Source organism: Listeria sp. ILCC792, assembly GCF_900186135.1.
GTDB lineage: Bacteria > Bacillota > Bacilli > Lactobacillales > Listeriaceae > Listeria > Listeria goaensis.
In genome coordinates this window covers 26,407-43,534 of sequence record NZ_FYBO01000011.1, presented here as the reverse complement: position 1 = coordinate 43,534, position 17,128 = coordinate 26,407, and the positions used below count along the sequence as shown (strand labels likewise).

Here is a 17,128-nt window from a genome sequence, read left to right as displayed (position 1 = left end):
ATGTAAACGCTTACTAAGTGAACGGGTTTAGAATAAAAATAAATTTTCGGAATTTACTTGTATTTAAAAAATGTGACTTTCATTGTTTATTTCTAAGGCAGAACATGGTATATTAAAAACAGTTAGAGGTATACGTTTACAAAGAATTTTCGTTTTTAGCAAAAAGGGAACTTACATATCCTAAAAAGATACGAATGTTCGTAGTAAACCGTTAAATCTAGCTGACATTTTATCTCTTGGGAGGGGTTTGCAGGTGAAAAAGCGTACATTTGCTTTAGCACTAACAACAGTTTTAGCTTCTGCTTTAGTTTTGGGAGCTTGTGGTTCGAATGATTCGGATAGTAAAAGCGGAGGTAGCAAAGATAGTGATAAAAACTTCACTGTTGCTATGGTTACTGATACTGGCGGTGTAGATGATCGTTCATTTAACCAATCAGCTTGGGAAGGTCTTCAAGCGTTCGGTAAAGATAACGACATGAAAAAAGGTACAGATGGCTATAACTACTTGCAATCTGCATCTGAAGCTGATTACAAAACAAACTTAAACACAGCTGTTCGTTCTGATTATGATTTAATTTTCGGTATTGGTTACAAATTAAAAGAAGCGATTGAAACAGTTTCTAAGCAAAATCCAGATAATCACTTTGCTATTGTCGATGATAACATTGATGATCGTGATAATGTTGTAAGTATCGGATTTAAAGACAATGACGGATCTTTCTTAGTTGGTGTAGTAGCTGGACTTACTACGAAGACTGATAAAGTTGGTTTTGTCGGCGGTGTTAAGGGTGAAGTTATTGACCGTTTTGAAGCTGGTTTCACTGAAGGTGTAAAAGCTGTAAATCCTGATGCGAAAATTGATGTTCAATATGCAAATGATTTTGCAAAAGCAGATAAAGGACAACAAATTGCTTCGACAATGTATTCAAGCGGCGTAGATGTTATCTTCCATGCTGCTGGCGGCACTGGTAACGGTGTGTTTGCAGAAGCGAAAAACTTGAAGAAAAAAGATCCTAGCCGTGCTGTTTGGGTAATCGGTGTTGACCGTGACCAATGGGACGAAGGAAAAGTTAAAGCAAACGATGGTAAAGAGTACAATGTTACTTTAACTTCTGAAATTAAACGTGTTGATATCGCTGTTAAAGACTTATCTACTCGTGCTAAAGCAGGGGATTTCCCTGGTGGCGAGAAAATCGAATATGGTTTAGATAAGGATGCTGTTGGACTATCTCCACATCAAGAAAATATTTCTGCTGATATTCTGAAAAAAGTTGACGAATATAAGCAAAAAATTGTTGATGGTGAAATTAAAGTTCCAGAAAAACCGTGATGAAATAAAGACTGGCAAGGCCGCCTTCACTGGCGGCCTGTCATTCAATTTCTAAATGAAACCGCTTTCTAGTGATAGGTAAACCCTTTTACTAAGAAACCCAAAAGATATTTTTGTTTTTTTATAAATTATGATTGCATTGGAAAGCAAATAGAAATAAAATAAAGTGATGCCTTTTTTATTGATACTAGGATTTATCGTACATACATATTTTTACAGAAAAGTGCATTGATATAAACGGATAAAAAACTCGAGAATCGCTTTTAGACTGATCGGGGAGAGGCGGCGTCTTTCGTGAGAAATGCGCGAGTGGCTGTTTTTCCGTTTTGAAGAAGCGGATAAAGGGAGTGAGAATGTGGATTATGTTATTGAAATGTTAGGAATCAGAAAGGAGTTTTCTGGATTTGTAGCTAACGATAACATTACCTTACAGTTAAAGCAGGGAGAGATCCATGCTTTGTTAGGTGAAAATGGCGCAGGAAAGTCGACACTAATGAACGTACTATTCGGTTTGTATGAACCAGATGGTGGTGAAATTCGCGTAAGAGGTCAAAAAGAAGATATTCATAGCCCAAATAAAGCTAATGATCTCGGTATTGGAATGGTCCACCAACACTTTATGCTTGTCGACAAATTCACAGTGGCAGAAAATATTATTTTAGGTAAAGAACCTAATAAATTTGGCGTCATTGAACAGAAAAAGGCCATTCAAGAAATTCAAGAAATTTCTGATCGTTATGGTTTACGTGTAGATCCGCATGCCGTTGTGCGAGATATCTCAATTGGGATGCAGCAACGTGTTGAAATTCTAAAAACACTTTATCGTGGTGCAGATATTTTAATTTTTGATGAACCAACAGCGGTGCTTACGCCGCAAGAAATTAAAGAGCTCATTCAAATTATGCGCGCTTTAATTAAAGAAGGGAAATCGATTATTTTAATTACGCACAAATTAAAAGAAATTATGGATGTATGTGACCGTGTCACTGTTATTCGACGTGGTAAAGGAATGGGAACTGTTAATGTTTCCGAAACAAATCCACAAGAACTAGCGAATATGATGGTTGGTCGTGAAGTCGTCTTTACAACGGAGAAAAAACCAGCTACTCCCGGTAAAGATGTTCTTGAAGTGAAAGACTTAGTAGTAAAAGAAGCACGAGGCGTTGAAAGCGTCCGTGGTTTAAACTTGTCTGTTCGTGCAGGAGAAATTGTTGGGATTGCTGGTGTAGATGGAAATGGACAAAGTGAATTGATTCAAGCCATTAGCGGTTTGACAAAAGTTTCGGCAGGCACGATTAAATTAAACGGACAATCTATTGAAAACAATAAACCGCGTAAAATTACAGAATCTGGGTTAGGACATATTCCAGAGGATCGCCATAAACATGGTTTAGTGCTCGAGATGAGTTTAGGCGAAAATATTGCGCTTCAAACGTATTATAAGAAACCAATCTCAAGTAAAGGCTTTTTAAATCATAAAGCGATGTATGATTTTGCGCGTGGTTTAATTGAAGAATATGATGTGCGCGCAAGTAGCGAATACGTGGCAGCAAAAGCCCTTTCAGGGGGGAATCAACAAAAAGCGATTATAGCTCGGGAAGTAAGTCGCGACCCTGATTTTCTCATTGCGGCTCAACCAACACGTGGGTTAGATGTTGGGGCAATCGAGTTTATTCACCGTCGCTTGATTGAGCAGCGCGATAAAGGAAAAGCGGTTCTTTTAATGTCGTTTGAACTTGATGAAATTATGAATGTGAGTGACCGAATCGCGGTTATTTACGAAGGCAAAATCGTAGCTATCGTGAAGCCAGAAGAAACAACGGAACAAGAACTAGGACTCTTAATGGCTGGCTCGAAAGTAAAGGCAGAAACGGAGGAAGAAGTTCATGAGTAAAGTCAAAAGTATGTTAAATGCACTTGTTATTCCCGTGACTGCCGTTATTTTGGGACTCATCTCCGGAGCTATCATCATGCTTGTTTTTGGCTATGATCCAATTGCTGGTTATTCCGCTCTGATTGACGGCGTTGTCGGTCAACCTTACTACATTGGTGAAACCATTCGTCAATCGACGCCTTACATTTTAGTCGGGCTTTCAGTAGCGGTTGCGTTTAAAGCAGGGCTTTTCAATATCGGAGCAGAAGGGCAAATGCTTATGGGCTGGCTAGGATCGATTATCGTAGCGCTACAATTTGACGGCTTAACGAAATGGATTCATTTGCCACTAGCCGTTATTGCCGGTATCCTTTTTGGCGCATTTTGGGCGTTCATTCCAGGGATATTAAAAGCAACTTTGCGCGTAAATGAAGTTATTGTAACTATCATGCTTAACTATACGGCGCTTTATATTTTCAACTATGTCGTTCAAAATCTCTTAACCGATGGGCTTGATAAAACCAAAACTGTTGGCGAAAGTGCTTCGCTACAATCCGCGTTCTTGCAAGAAATCACACAATATTCGACCTTGCACTGGGGGATTTTAATTGCACTTGGCTTCGCTTTAATTATTTGGCTGATGCTAAATAAAACAACATTTGGTTATGAAATTGAAGCAGTTGGTTTTAACGAAAACGCTTCCCAGTATGCCGGAATGAGCGTTAAGAAAACAATCGTTATGGCAATGGTCATTGCAGGTGGTCTAGCAGGACTTGGCGGCGTTATGGAAGGCCTTGGTACATATGGAAATGCATACGTCCTGAGTGCCTCGCCTGGTATCGGCTTTGACGGAATCGCCGTAGCCCTACTCGGCGGAAGCTCTCCGATTGGAATTATATTCGCGGCTTTACTATTTGGTGCCCTTAAAATTGGTGCGCTCAATATGCCAGCTGTTGCAGGAGTTCCAAATGAATTAGTTAATGTCATCATCGCCCTTATTATTTTCTTTGTAGCATCTAGTTATATCATTCGTTGGACGATGGCGAAATTTAAGAAAGGGGCGAAAGCAGAATGACTGCGATTTTAGCAACGATAGTTTCCAGTACGTTACTCATGGCAGGACCACTAATTTTCACAGCACTTGGCGGCGTTTATTCTGAACGAGGCGGTGTCGTTAACATCGGGCTAGAAGGTATGATGGTCATGGGTGCATTCTCGGCAATCGTCTTTAACCTTACTTTTCAAGATGTCTTTGGTGCGTTAACTCCGTGGATATCACTAATTGCAGCGATGCTTGTTGGTGGGATATTTTCCCTTGTCCATGCAGTTGCAACGATTAATTTCCGTGCTGATCATGTTATTTCGGGTGTAGCGATTAACTTTTTAGCTACAGGACTTTCACTTTTTCTCGTAAAAGTCATTTATGATAAAGGTCAAACGGATCAAATCACCTATTATTTTGGGAAACCGGATATTCCTGGTTTAAAAGATATTCCATTTATTGGTGAAATTTTCTTCATGAATGTGCCAGTTATGAGTTATGTGGCGATTTTATTCGCAATACTCTCTTGGTTCATCATTTATAAAACACGTTTTGGACTTCGTCTTCGTTCGGTTGGGGAGCATCCGCTTGCGGCTGACACGATGGGGATAAAAGTACGCTTCATGCGTTATCAAGGTGTGATTATTTCTGGTATTTTAGGTGGCCTAGGTGGTGCTGTATACGCACAGTCCTTTACGTTAGACTTCGGTCATGCAACAATTTCAGGACAAGGTTACATGGCGCTAGCTGCCATGATCTTTGGTAAATGGAATCCGCTTGGTGCAATGGGCGCTGCTATTTTCTTTGGATTTGCACAATGTCTTGCCATCACGGGAGGCTCATTGCCATTCTTCAAAGAAATCCCAGATATCTATTTACAAATTGCACCTTACGTCTTAACAATCTTGGCACTTGTCGGCTTCATTGGTAAAGCAGAAGCGCCAAAAGCAGACGGCATCAATTACATTAAAGGAAAATAATACCCTTATAAATATGCGCACAAGCTGAGCCTCTGCATTTTGCAGAGGCTCAGCTTTTAGAATTGTACTTCCGCAGCAGTTACGCTAAAATGAGGGGTAGGGTAAAATCGGAAGGAGCCTTCAATATGGATTATTATCAAGAAAAATTAGGAACAATACATACAACATTTATTCAAACGGGAAAATTTAAATCAAATCGTATTGTATTTAAGTTTCGTTCGCCGTTAAAACGTGAAACAATTACGAAACGATCGCTTCTTGCTATGATGCTTGAAACGAATAATGCTACATATAAAACGCAAACGACCTTTAGGCGGCGGCTTGCTTATTTGTACGGCGCCAATTTTTTTACTTCGGTCGAGAAAAAAGGCAATGAGCATATCATTACGGCTGTCTTAGATATGGTGGACGGGCAGCTTGTGCCAGAAGGAGAACAACTTTTAGCCGATGCGTTTGCTTTTTTAAACGAAGTGTTTTTCAACCCAAATGTGTCTGAAAAAGCTTTTGATGTAGAAACGTTTGCTCGGGAAAAAGTGAACTTGAAGAGTCGACTTGAGAGCGTTTATGACGATAAAATTCGTTATGCGAATATGCGCCTTATCGAGGAAATGTTCGCAGATGACGTTTTTCAATATCCGGCTGCGGGCATTCTTTCAGAGCTTGAGGGTATCACCGCAGAAAATCTTTATTCTTATTATCAAGAATTTCTTCGCGAAGATACGATTGAACTGTTCATATGTGGTAATTTGTCACGTGATGAAGTAGCTCCTTTTGTGAAAAAATTAGGTTTTAGTGAACGCGAAATGAAAGAGCTAACGGTTGTCCCGTCAAAACCAGCAACTGCTGAACGTTTGATTACCGAAAACCAACCCATCAACCAAGCAAAGCTCGTGTTAGGCTACCATACGGGCGTTTTATTCGGTGACCCTGATTTTGTCCCACTGCAAATTGCAAACGGCTTATTGGGTGGCTACGCGAATTCGAAAATTTTTATCAATGTCCGTGAAAAAGCGAGTCTGGCGTATTATGCCTCTAGCCGAGTAGATTCCTTTAAAGGATTTATGCTCATTTCAGCAGGCATTGACGAAAAAAATCGCGAACAAGCAATGACGATTATTAAAGAACAAGTCGCCGCAATGAAAGCTGGAGATTTTACAGAAGAAGAGCTTGCGCAAACAAAAGAATTGTATATCAACCAATTGCTTGAAACAAGTGACGGCGCCCAAGGACTAATTGAGCTGGCGTATAGTAACGTGCTTAAAAAGAGCGATTTAACGCTTGAAAATTGGATTCGAAAAATTAGAGCGACGACAAAAGCAGAAGTTGTTGCCGCGATACAAAAAATTCAAGAAGATACGATTTATTTCTTGGAGAAAGGTGAGTGAGTTTGATGGAAAAAATCGATTTTAAACAAGTTGGCGAAAGCGTTTATCATGAACAGCTTGATAATGGTTTGAAAGTGTACTTGCTGCCCAAAAAAGGATTCAGTAAAACATTTGCGATTTTTACAACGAATTACGGTTCGATTGATAATACCTTTGTTCCACTTGGCGAAACGGAAATGAAACATGTTCCAGACGGTATTGCTCACTTTTTAGAGCATAAGATGTTTGAAAAAGAGGAAGGCGATATCTTCTTTAAATTCGGGGAAAAAGGGGCTTTTACAAATGCCTTTACATCTTTTACTAGAACCGCTTACCTGTTTTCGGGGACATCAAACATTCCGGAAAACTTAGAAACACTACTTAATTTTGTACAAGAACCTTACTTTACAAAAGAAACGGTTGAGAAGGAAAAAGGAATTATCGGTCAGGAAATTCGAATGTATGACGATGATGCTGACTTTCGCGCTTATTTCGGCGTAATTGAAAATATGTATAAAGAGCATCCAGTTAAAATTGACATTGCGGGAACGGTTGAATCCATCGCGGAAATCGACAAAGATTTGCTATATCTTTGCTACCACACGTTTTATCATCCAAGCAATATGGTGTTATTTGTTGTCGGACAACTTGAGCCAGAGGAAATGATGGCAGACATTCGTAAAAATCAAAGTGAAAAATCGTTTGCTCCGCCAGCTGAAATAAAACGTTCTTTCCCGAACGAACAAAAACAAGTGGCTATGAAGCATAGAAATGTATCATTTCCTGTGCAAGTAGCGAAAGTTTTAGTGGGCGTGAAAGAGGATATCGGGTTATTGCGTGGTTTTGAAGCAGTTAAACATGAAATGACGGCGGATATTGCGCTAGAAATTTTATTTGGAACAACATCAGAAAACTATTTAAACCTTTACAATGCGGGCGTCATTGATGACACATTTGGGTTTGATTATTCGCTACAAGACAGCTTTTCGTTTGTGATTATTGGTGGGGATGCCGAGGACCCTGATGCACAGTCAAAAGCGATTCAAGACGCTATTTTTAAAAGCGCCAAAGAAGGTGTATCAGCAGAAACGATAGAACTTGTTAAGCGTAAAAAAATCGGGCAATTTTTGAGATCGCTTAATTCACCTGAATTTATTGCCAATCAGTTTAGTCAATATATTTTAGAAGATGCCTCATTATTTGATATTCCAGAAGCACTTGAAGCGGTGACTAAATCGGACATTGATTCTTTTATCCAATCTCTGGCTGATGAGGATAAAATTACAACTTTCACCCTTTTACCTGAACAAAATTAAAGAAAAGTATAAAATCTCAAGTTTTTATGAGCAAACTCAACGAAAAAATGGTATTATAAACGAAGTCATGCTATTATGAATTTAATAGGTTTTCAGGGAGTTTTAAAATGGATAAAACATATAAATATGCTTTTATAACTGGAGCAAGTGGTGAAATTGGACAAGCAATTGCGAGGCGTCTTGCAAAGGATGGTTTCCATCTTTATTTGCATTATCACAAGAATTTCGAAAGTATTAAAGAAATTATGGCTGAATTTGCTAATTCGCAAGTCGATATTTTTCCAATCCAAGCTGATTTTAGAAATCCTGAAAGTTTAATAAACATTGTGGACTCCATTTTTCAACTTGATGTTTTTGTTCATGCTGCTGGGGAATCTGAATATACACTTTTTATGGATAGTTCAGATGCATCATTGAAACATCTTTATCAAATACATGTTGAAATGCCGCTCCGCTTAGTTCGCACTTTTTTACCCAAAATACAAAAGAGCGAGTGTGGCAAAATTCTTTTTATAAGTTCTATTTGGGGAGAAGTTGGAGCAGCAATGGAAGTTGTATACTCAACAATGAAAGGTGCACAGCTTGCTTTTGTAAAAGCGTTAAGCAAAGAAATAGCGTATACTGGAACGACCGTCAATGCGATTACACCAGGCGCTGTAGATACGACGATGCTAGAGCGTTTTTCTGAAAGTGAAAAGGCTGACTTAAAGCAGGAAATTCCGTTAGGACGACTTGCTACACCTGTTGATGTTGCAAATGCCGCTTCTTATTTGCTGAGTGATGAAAATAATTATATTACTGGACAGACTCTGGGTGTTAATGGTGGCTGGAACATGTGATAGATAAATTAAGATTTAATATGGTAGGTGTTTTATATTGACTGATTTAGGCGACAAACTGAAAGCTGCACGTCGAGAAAAAGGACTCAGTTTGGATGATTTACAGCAAATTACTAAAATTCAAAAAAGATATTTAGTTGCAATTGAAGAGGGCAACTATTCGGTTATGCCTGGTAAATTTTATACGCGTGCTTTTATTAAACAATATGCGGAAGCAGTCGATTTAGACAGCGCAGAATTATTTACTGAATTCGAATCGGAAGTTCCTTATTCGCAACAAGAAGTGGTGAACCAAGAGCAAAGTAGGGCACAAAAAAAGGCGGCGCCACTTACAACGCATTCTGTTGGCGGGTCTGCTTCAACGCGAAATCGTTTTTTTGATATTTTACCAAAAGTGCTTATTGCGCTCTTTATCCTGTTTATTCTCTTTATTATTTGGTATTTTGTTTTTGCCAATAAATCAAATGATGATCAGGTGACTTCGACGAACGATAATCAAACGGTTAAAGTTCAGGACGATACCGGTTCTTCGACAAAAAAATCAACTAATAGTGATGATGAGGCGAAGAAAAAAGAAGAAGAGCAAAAAGCTGCTGATGCTAAGAAGAAAGAAGAAGAAGCGAAAAAAGAGGAAGACAAACAAGTTACGATTACAAAAGGTGAAACACAAGGTAATGCAACAACGTATACAGTCGCAAATGCGGATAAGCTAACGATTGAATTATCAGCATCTGGTGGCGATAGCTGGGTAGGCGTTTCTACAGAAGCAGGCGCTAACATTTATAACGGTATTTTAAAAGACGGGGAAAAGAGTGAAGCCATTGATGGTGGTGAAAACAAAACCATTTCGATTGTTGTTGGTAATGCCCCTGTAACTACTGTTAAAATAAACGGCGAAACGCTCGAACTTGCACCAACGCTAGTGAAGCAAGTATTAACTGTGACACTTCAAGACAATAGTGATGACAGTACAAATAGTTCAACGACATCTAATTAGTAACATAAAAGAGGTATAGGTGATTGCTTGCCTATACTTTCTTTATGAATAATAGTAAAAGATGGGAGATGGAAGAATGAATTTACCTAATAAACTCACGGTGGCACGTATTATTTTAATTCCGATTTTTGTCATTATTTGTGTTGTGCCATTTTCATGGGGAAATGTTGAATGGTTGGATTCTACAATTCCTGTAACAAGTTTAATTGCGACAATCATTTTTGTTGTTGCGGCACTAACGGATTGGTTTGATGGGCACCTAGCTCGGAAATACAATCTCATTACCAATTTTGGTAAATTTGCGGATCCAATGGCGGACAAACTACTTGTTACAGCGGCATTCATCATTTTGGTCGAAATGAATATCGCGCCAGCTTGGATTGTCATTTTAATTATTAGCCGTGAACTTGCCGTAACAGGCTTGCGTTTACTTCTTGTTGAGGGAGGCGAAGTGCTTGCTGCTGGGCAACTTGGAAAAATAAAAACATTTACACAGATGATTGCAATTCCGTTAATGTTTTTAGACAATTTCCCATTTGCTTGGACGGGAATTCGCGTCGATATGATTTTCCTATATGTCTGCGCATTTTTCGCAGTTTGGTCGGGAATCGACTATTTTTATAAAAATCGTGGAGTTTTCAAAGGCTCTATGTAACAAACAGAAATACTTCAGCCAAGCAATTTTTGGAGGAAGTATTTTGTTTTTTCTCGTTAAATTAAAAGGGGTGTGGATATGGTACGTGCAGAAATCATTGCGGTCGGAACAGAAATTTTAATGGGTCAAATTGTAAACTCAAACGCCGCTTTTTTATCCAAAGAGTTAGCGAATGTTGGCATTTTTGTTTATCATCATACGGTGGTAGGAGATAATCCTGAGCGCCTTCATGAAGTCATTACGATTGCTGAGAAGCGGAGTGACCTCCTTATTTTTACTGGCGGCTTAGGGCCAACGCAAGACGATTTGACGAAACAAGTTTTAGCGAGTCATCTTCATAAAAATTTGGTGGAGGATGCGTTTCATCTAGATAAAATAACGAACTACTTTGCCGCAAGCAAGCGGGCGATGACGGAAAACAATAAATTGCAGGCGCTAGTCATTGAAGGTTCCACTGTCTTACAAAATGACTTTGGGTTTGCAGCGGGCATGTTTTTCGAGTTGGAAAACAAAAATTATATGCTCCTGCCTGGACCTCCGTCAGAAATGAAGCCAATGTTTCAGCAGTATGCGAAACCGCTCCTCAAAAGTTCACTAGGGGAAGCAGTTCATTTAGAGTCGAAAATAATGCATTTTTTCGGTATCGGCGAGTCAAAACTAGCTGCTGATTTACATGATTTAATTGAGAAGCAGACGAACCCGACTATCGCAACATATGCAACGGATAATGAAGTTGAAATTCGAATTACAGCTTCAGCCGCAACAAAAGAAGAAGCGAATAAATTACTTTTCGAAACGGAGCAGGAAATTTTAAAACGAGATGGTGAATTTTTATATGGTTACGGTGAGGCGTCCCTTGCAGATGTAGTCATTTCGAAGTTGTTAAAAGAAAAAATAACGATTTCTGCGGCCGAAAGTTTAACGGCAGGGCTTTTTCAAGCTGAATTAGGAGCTACAACAGGTATATCGGATATTTTTAAAGGCGGTATGGTGACGTATAGCACTGAAATGAAAAAGGATGTTCTTGGTGTTTCAGAAAATATTATTGCTGAACACGGCGTAGTAAGTTCAGAATGTGCGAAAGCGATGGCTGAAAATATACGCAAGCTGTGTGATGCAAAAATGGGAATTAGTTTTACTGGCGTAGCTGGACCAGGTGAATTAGATGGACACTTACCAGGAACAGTTTTTATTGGCCTTAGTGTTGCAGGCTTCAAAACGGAAACATATTCTTTTGTTTTTGGGCGAGATCGGAATCATAATCGAAATCGTGCGGTAAAACAAGGATTTCAAATTATTAATCACTTTTTAACGGAAAAGATGGGTTTTTGATTAAGGCGAAAAGGCTGTGAAGTACTGTGAAAAGTAAGAAACGGCGCTGAAAAAAGAGTTGGACGAACAGCTATAGCACGCGTTATAATACTTGTGTGAGAATGTTAAAAAGCGATTTTTAAAAAATGCGAATAAATGTTCGCTTTTTGCTTGATTCTTAATTTGAAATAAGGTATAGTTACTTTAGGAATTTAAATTAAGAGGATTTCAAATTGAGAAATATGACTAAGAGAGATATATAGAGGAGGCAATAACGTGAACGATCGTCAAGCTGCTTTAGACCAAGCTTTAAAATCCATTGAAAAACAATTTGGTAAAGGTTCTATTATGAAATTAGGTGAACATAGTGACCAAAATATTTCCACTGTTTCAAGCGGCTCATTAGCTCTTGATATTGCTTTAGGCGTCGGTGGGTATCCTAGAGGAAGAATTATTGAAACTTACGGGCCAGAAAGTTCTGGTAAAACGACCGTTGCCCTTCATGCCATTGCTGAAGTGCAAAAACAAGGTGGAACAGCTGCCTTTATTGATGCTGAACATGCTTTAGATCCAACATATGCGAAAAATTTAGGTGTCAATATCGATGAATTATTGCTTTCACAACCAGATACAGGTGAACAAGCGCTTGAAATTGCAGAAGCACTTGTAAGAAGTGGCGCAGTAGATATGTTAGTTATTGACTCCGTTGCTGCATTAGTTCCACGCGCGGAAATTGAAGGGGAAATGGGGGACGCCCATGTAGGTCTTCAAGCTCGTTTGATGTCGCAAGCTTTGCGTAAATTATCAGGTGTTATTAATAAATCCAAAACCATTGCGATTTTCATCAACCAGATTCGTGAAAAAGTTGGTGTAATGTTTGGTAATCCAGAAACAACGCCAGGTGGACGTGCATTGAAATTCTATTCGACAATTCGTTTAGAAGTTCGTCGCGCTGAACAGTTGAAACAAGGAACCGAAGTGATTGGGAATAAAACGAAAATTAAAGTCGTTAAAAACAAGGTGGCACCACCATTCCGAGTGGCTGAAGTAGATATCATGTACGGGGAAGGAATTTCTCGTGAAGGTGAACTTGTTGATATGGCTTCTGAAGTAGATGTAATCAATAAGAGCGGTTCATGGTACTCCTACAATGAGGAACGTATTGGTCAAGGTCGTGAAAACGCGAAACAATTCTTAAAAGAGCATCCAGAAATTCGGGATGAAATTTCAACGCGTGTTCGTGCGGAGTATGGCATTGACGCGAGTTCAGAACAAGCTAATACACCAGATGCAGATGAAGAATTTAGTCTTTTAGAAGACGAATAAAATAAAAGTAAAGCCTAGTTTATAGTTGAATATAAACTAGGCTTTTTGTATAAAACAGGCGAAAAGGTATTTTTTCTCGTATTATTCTGCCCTTTCCTTGACAATACGTATATTCAAATATAAAATTAGATTGTATATTTTACATTTGCTAAAGAGTGATGATGGAAAATAAAACTGCTTTTTAGTAAAGTTGGAGTCTATCCAGCTAATGATAGAAAATACACTTTGTGCCAATCATTTTTGGCCACCGACATAATGATAACGAAAACTGAATAGCGAAGGAGGTGTAAGGATGAGCGTAGTAGTCGCAATCATCTCCGGTTTGCTTTTCTTAATCGTCGGTTTGGTTGTCGGCTCACTTATTTATAAAGCTAGTTCTGAAAAGAAACTGGTTGCTGCTCGTGGAACAGCTGAATTAATCGTTGAAGATGCTAAAAAAGAGGCGGAAACAACGAAAAAAGAAGCGTTGCTAGAAGCAAAAGAAGAGAGCCATAGAGTACGTACTGAAATCGAAAATGAACTTCGTGGGCGAAGAGGAGAGTTACAGAAACAAGAAAATCGCTTATTGCAAAGGGAGGAAAACCTCGACCGTAAAGATACTTCTTTAAGTAAAAGAGAAGGTACACTCGAGAAAAAAGAGGAGAATATCAGTAAACGACAACAACATATTGAAGAGAAGGAAAGCAAAATTGATGAGATGATTCAAAAAGAGCAAGATGAGCTCGAACGCATTTCCGCACTCACTAAAGAAGAAGCGAAAAAAGTCATCCTTAACCAAGTAGAAGAGGAGCTTTCTCATGATACAGCTATCATGGTGAAGGAATCTGAAAGCAAGGCGAAGGAAGAAGCGGACAAAAAAGCGAAAAACATTTTATCACTTGCCATTCAACGATGTGCGGCAGATCATGTTGCTGAAACGACAGTATCTGTTGTAACACTTCCAAACGATGAAATGAAAGGTCGAATTATTGGTCGTGAAGGACGAAATATCCGTACGCTTGAAACGCTAACTGGTATTGATTTAATTATCGATGATACGCCAGAAGCTGTAATTTTATCAGGTTTTGATCCGGTTCGCCGTGAAATTGCGCGAATTGCACTGGAAAAATTAGTTCAAGATGGACGAATTCACCCGGCACGTATTGAAGAAATGGTCGACAAAGCACGTAAAGAAGTGGATGAGCACATCCGTGAAGTTGGGGAACAAGCTACTTTCGAAATTGGGATTCATTCGATTCACCCAGACTTAATTAAAATTTTAGGTCGTTTGCGTTACCGTACAAGTTACGGACAAAATGTTTTAAATCATTCACTGGAAGTTGCTAAACTGGCTGGAATTTTAGCTGGGGAGCTTGGTGAAGATGTGACACTGGCAAAACGCGCTGGCTTACTTCATGATATTGGGAAAGCAATTGACCATGAGATTGAAGGTAGTCACGTTGAAATTGGTGTCGAATTAGCGACGAAATACAAAGAAAATGATGTTGTCATTAACAGTATTGCTTCCCATCACGGGGATACTGAGCCGACATCTGTCATTGCTGTTTTAGTTGCTGCTGCGGATGCGCTTTCTGCTGCTAGACCTGGCGCGCGTAGTGAAACACTTGAAAATTACATCCGTCGTTTAGAAAAACTGGAAGAAATTTCGGAATCTTACGAGGGTGTTGAAAAATCGTATGCCATTCAAGCTGGACGTGAAGTTCGGATTATGGTTGAGCCAGACGAAATTGATGATTTAGCATCATATCGCCTAGCTAGAGATATTCGCAAACGTATTGAAGAAGAACTTGATTATCCGGGACACATTAAAGTAACGGTGATTCGGGAAACAAGAGCGGTTGAATACGCGAAATAAAGAAGAGCACTCGGAGAAATCTGGGTGCTTTTCTTTTGCCTATAAACTTGCATGGCTAGATTGAATACGTTAGAATTTTAATGAAGGAGTGAGCGGATTATGGCGGGGCATTCAAAATGGAAGAATATTCAAGGAAGAAAAAATGCGCAGGATTCAAAACGGGCGAAGGTTTTTCAGAAGCTTGCCAAGGAAATTTATGTGGCGGCGAAAAGTGGAGCTGATCCCGCATTAAATCCTGCACTCAGACTTGTTATGGATAAGGCGAAAGCGGCGAATATGCCAAATGATAATATGGAACGCGCAATTCAAAAGGCGGCTGGCAATCAGGCGGGGGAAAACTATGACGAAATTTCCTACGAAGGGTATGGTCCAGGTGGTGTGGCTGTTTTGGTGCATGCGCTTACGGATAATAAAAACCGTACGGGGACGAATGTGCGCGTTGCTTTCAATAAAAATGGCGGCAGTTTAGGGGAAACGGGTAGTGTGGCTTATATGTTTAATCGGAAAGGCTACTTAGTTGTGCTGCGGGAAAATTTAGACCTCAGTGAAGATGAATTCATGCTACTTGCGATTGAGGCGGGCGCTGAAGATATTATTACGAGTGATGAAGCGTTTGAAGTCTTTACGGCGCCAGCGGATTTTACGGTGGTGAAAGATGAGTTGGAGCAGGCAGACTTAAAATTTGAAGCGGCAGAACTTACGATGCAACCTACGCTTTATCAGGAAGTTCCAGAAAATAAGCGCGCTGAATTTGACAAGATGATTAGCATTTTAGAAGACGATGATGATGTGCAAGAAGTTTATACAAACGCGAATAACGACTAAACGAGAGAGGTGCCGACAAAATGTGGCGCCTTTTTTAGGAGGGAAAACCATGCAAATTAGTGATATTATGGGGCGGCAAAAAGCTTATTTTGATGAGGGGCATACGAAGCGTTTTCTACACCGAAAAACAACGCTTGAAAATTTGGCGATGCTATTGAAAGAAAACGAAAAACTGTTTTTGGAAGCACTCGAAAAGGACTTGGGGAAGAGCAATTCTGAGGCATACATGACAGAGATTGGGATTATTTATGAAGAGATTTCTTTTGCTTTAAAGCATTTGAAAAAATGGATGCGTGTCGAGAAAGTGAAGACGAGCTTGACGCATGTTGGTTCCAAGGGATTTATTCAACGTGAGCCGTACGGCACGGTGCTTGTAGTCGCCCCGTGGAATTACCCGTACCAATTAGCGCTCGCACCACTGATTGGGGCCATTGCAGCTGGGAATACGGTGATTTTAAAACCATCGGAACTCGCACCTCATACAGCACAAGTGCTGATGCACGTTTTATCGCGCTTTCGTGAAGAAATCATTGCGGTTGTAAATGGTGGCGTGGACGTGACGACGGAATTGCTGGATCAAAAAATGGACTATATTTTCTTTACGGGTTCGACGCACGTTGGGAAAATTGTGATGCAAAAAGCGGCGAATCATTTGACTCCTGTCACGCTTGAACTTGGTGGAAAGAGTCCGCTTGTTGTGATGAACGATGCAAATATGAAGCTGGCTGCAAAACGCATTGCTTTCGGAAAATGGGTGAATGCTGGGCAAACGTGCATTGCCCCGGATTATGTTTTAGTTCAGGACGACATTTATGATGAATTTAAAGCGGAGCTTCGAGAAGCGATAACGGAACTTTACGGTGGAAACCCTCTGATGAATGAAGCATACGGAAGGATTGTAAACGAGGCGCATTTTAAACGGCTTCAAAGCTATGTGCCAGATGCATTCGTCGATGAAGCGAATTTGAAAATGGCGCCGTACCTTTTGGAAGCGCCAGATTTGGATAGTCCTGTGATGCGGGAGGAAATTTTTGGTCCGATTTTGCCACTCATTCGTTTTGCGGAGACAGAAGATGCGATTCGGTTTATTCGTGAGCGTCCTAAGCCGCTTGCGCTTTATCTTTTTACTGCAAGTCGAAAAATCGAGCGGAAGTTTCTTTTTAAAACATCTTCTGGTGGTGTGTGCATTAATGATACGCTGATGCACATTGCTACGCCTTATTTGCCGTTTGGTGGTGTGGGTGATAGCGGCACGGGGAACTATCACGGGGAAGCCAGTTTTCGGACGTTTTCGCACGAGAAAAGTGTGCTGCGGCAGACGACTGCTTTTGATATGAAATTTCGTTATCCGAATTCGAAATATCGGGAAAAATTATTGCGTTTCTTTTTAAAATAAGTTGCGGAAGCTTCTACTT

Annotated in this window: 13 protein-coding genes and 1 pseudogene; all 14 read left to right on the top strand. The window is 39.8% G+C overall.

Annotated features, from left to right (window positions below; all coding sequences use genetic code 11):
* Positions 1-253: 253 nt before the first annotated feature.
* Positions 254-1,330: a BMP family protein gene (locus tag CFS60_RS11165; protein ID WP_088809999.1), complete on the top strand. Its 1,077-nt coding sequence runs from the start codon at positions 254-256 to the stop codon at positions 1,328-1,330.
* Between the two features lie 355 nt (positions 1,331-1,685).
* Positions 1,686-3,224, top strand: a complete 1,539-nt coding sequence (locus tag CFS60_RS11160; RefSeq protein ID WP_088810047.1) for an ABC transporter ATP-binding protein — start codon at positions 1,686-1,688, stop codon at positions 3,222-3,224.
* Between the two features lie 10 nt (positions 3,225-3,234).
* Entirely contained in the window at positions 3,235-4,278 is a 1,044-nt protein-coding gene (locus CFS60_RS11155; RefSeq protein ID WP_088839266.1) for an ABC transporter permease, read from the top strand.
* Positions 4,275-5,225: an ABC transporter permease gene (locus CFS60_RS11150; protein ID WP_088810000.1), complete on the top strand. Its 951-nt coding sequence runs from the start codon at positions 4,275-4,277 to the stop codon at positions 5,223-5,225. The genes CFS60_RS11155 and CFS60_RS11150 overlap by 4 nt, the downstream gene beginning before the upstream one ends.
* A gap of 125 nt (positions 5,226-5,350) precedes the next feature.
* A pseudogene (yfmF, locus tag CFS60_RS11145) lies at positions 5,351-6,635 on the top strand (EF-P 5-aminopentanol modification-associated protein YfmF).
* Entirely contained in the window at positions 6,616-7,905 is a 1,290-nt protein-coding gene (gene yfmH, locus CFS60_RS11140) for an EF-P 5-aminopentanol modification-associated protein YfmH (protein WP_088810004.1), read from the top strand. The pseudogene yfmF and the gene yfmH overlap by 20 nt, the downstream one beginning before the upstream one ends.
* A gap of 107 nt (positions 7,906-8,012) precedes the next feature.
* The gene (gene ymfI / locus CFS60_RS11135) at positions 8,013-8,744 is read left to right on the top strand and encodes an elongation factor P 5-aminopentanone reductase (RefSeq protein ID WP_088810005.1); all 732 of its coding nucleotides are present in this window, start codon (positions 8,013-8,015) and stop codon (positions 8,742-8,744) included.
* A gap of 37 nt (positions 8,745-8,781) precedes the next feature.
* Positions 8,782-9,741 (top strand): RodZ family helix-turn-helix domain-containing protein, encoded by a 960-nt coding sequence (locus CFS60_RS11130; RefSeq protein WP_088810007.1) that lies wholly within the window; start codon positions 8,782-8,784, stop codon positions 9,739-9,741.
* Positions 9,742-9,817: 76 nt separating this feature from the next.
* Positions 9,818-10,396 (top strand): CDP-diacylglycerol--glycerol-3-phosphate 3-phosphatidyltransferase, encoded by a 579-nt coding sequence (gene pgsA, locus CFS60_RS11125; protein ID WP_088810008.1) that lies wholly within the window; start codon positions 9,818-9,820, stop codon positions 10,394-10,396.
* Between the two features lie 78 nt (positions 10,397-10,474).
* Positions 10,475-11,728: a competence/damage-inducible protein A gene (locus CFS60_RS11120; protein WP_088839253.1), complete on the top strand. Its 1,254-nt coding sequence runs from the start codon at positions 10,475-10,477 to the stop codon at positions 11,726-11,728.
* A gap of 255 nt (positions 11,729-11,983) precedes the next feature.
* Positions 11,984-13,033, top strand: coding sequence for a recombinase RecA (gene recA, locus CFS60_RS11115; protein WP_088815823.1), 1,050 nt, complete (start codon positions 11,984-11,986; stop codon positions 13,031-13,033).
* 292 nt (positions 13,034-13,325) lie between these two features.
* Positions 13,326-14,888, top strand: a complete 1,563-nt coding sequence (gene rny / locus CFS60_RS11110) for a ribonuclease Y (protein ID WP_088810013.1) — start codon at positions 13,326-13,328, stop codon at positions 14,886-14,888.
* Between the two features lie 99 nt (positions 14,889-14,987).
* Positions 14,988-15,713: a YebC/PmpR family DNA-binding transcriptional regulator gene (locus tag CFS60_RS11105; RefSeq protein WP_088825608.1), complete on the top strand. Its 726-nt coding sequence runs from the start codon at positions 14,988-14,990 to the stop codon at positions 15,711-15,713.
* Positions 15,714-15,762: 49 nt separating this feature from the next.
* Positions 15,763-17,109, top strand: a complete 1,347-nt coding sequence (locus CFS60_RS11100; protein ID WP_088810017.1) for an aldehyde dehydrogenase — start codon at positions 15,763-15,765, stop codon at positions 17,107-17,109.
* The last annotated feature ends 19 nt before the right edge of the window (positions 17,110-17,128 follow it).

Bases quoted from the DNA above. Each gene is read 5' to 3' on its own strand.
- CFS60_RS11155 (WP_088839266.1), top strand. From the start codon at position 3,235: ATGTTAAATGCACTTGTTATTCCCGTGACTGCCGTTATTTTGGGACTC.
- CFS60_RS11150 (WP_088810000.1), top strand. From the start codon at position 4,275: ATGACTGCGATTTTAGCAACGATAGTTTCCAGTACGTTACTCATGGCA.
- yfmH (WP_088810004.1), top strand. From the start codon at position 6,616: ATGGAAAAAATCGATTTTAAACAAGTTGGCGAAAGCGTTTATCATGAA.
- ymfI (WP_088810005.1), top strand. From the start codon at position 8,013: ATGGATAAAACATATAAATATGCTTTTATAACTGGAGCAAGTGGTGAA.
- pgsA (WP_088810008.1), top strand. From the start codon at position 9,818: ATGAATTTACCTAATAAACTCACGGTGGCACGTATTATTTTAATTCCG.
- CFS60_RS11120 (WP_088839253.1), top strand. From the start codon at position 10,475: ATGGTACGTGCAGAAATCATTGCGGTCGGAACAGAAATTTTAATGGGT.
- rny (WP_088810013.1), top strand. From the start codon at position 13,326: ATGAGCGTAGTAGTCGCAATCATCTCCGGTTTGCTTTTCTTAATCGTC.
- CFS60_RS11105 (WP_088825608.1), top strand. From the start codon at position 14,988: ATGGCGGGGCATTCAAAATGGAAGAATATTCAAGGAAGAAAAAATGCG.
- CFS60_RS11100 (WP_088810017.1), top strand. From the start codon at position 15,763: ATGCAAATTAGTGATATTATGGGGCGGCAAAAAGCTTATTTTGATGAG.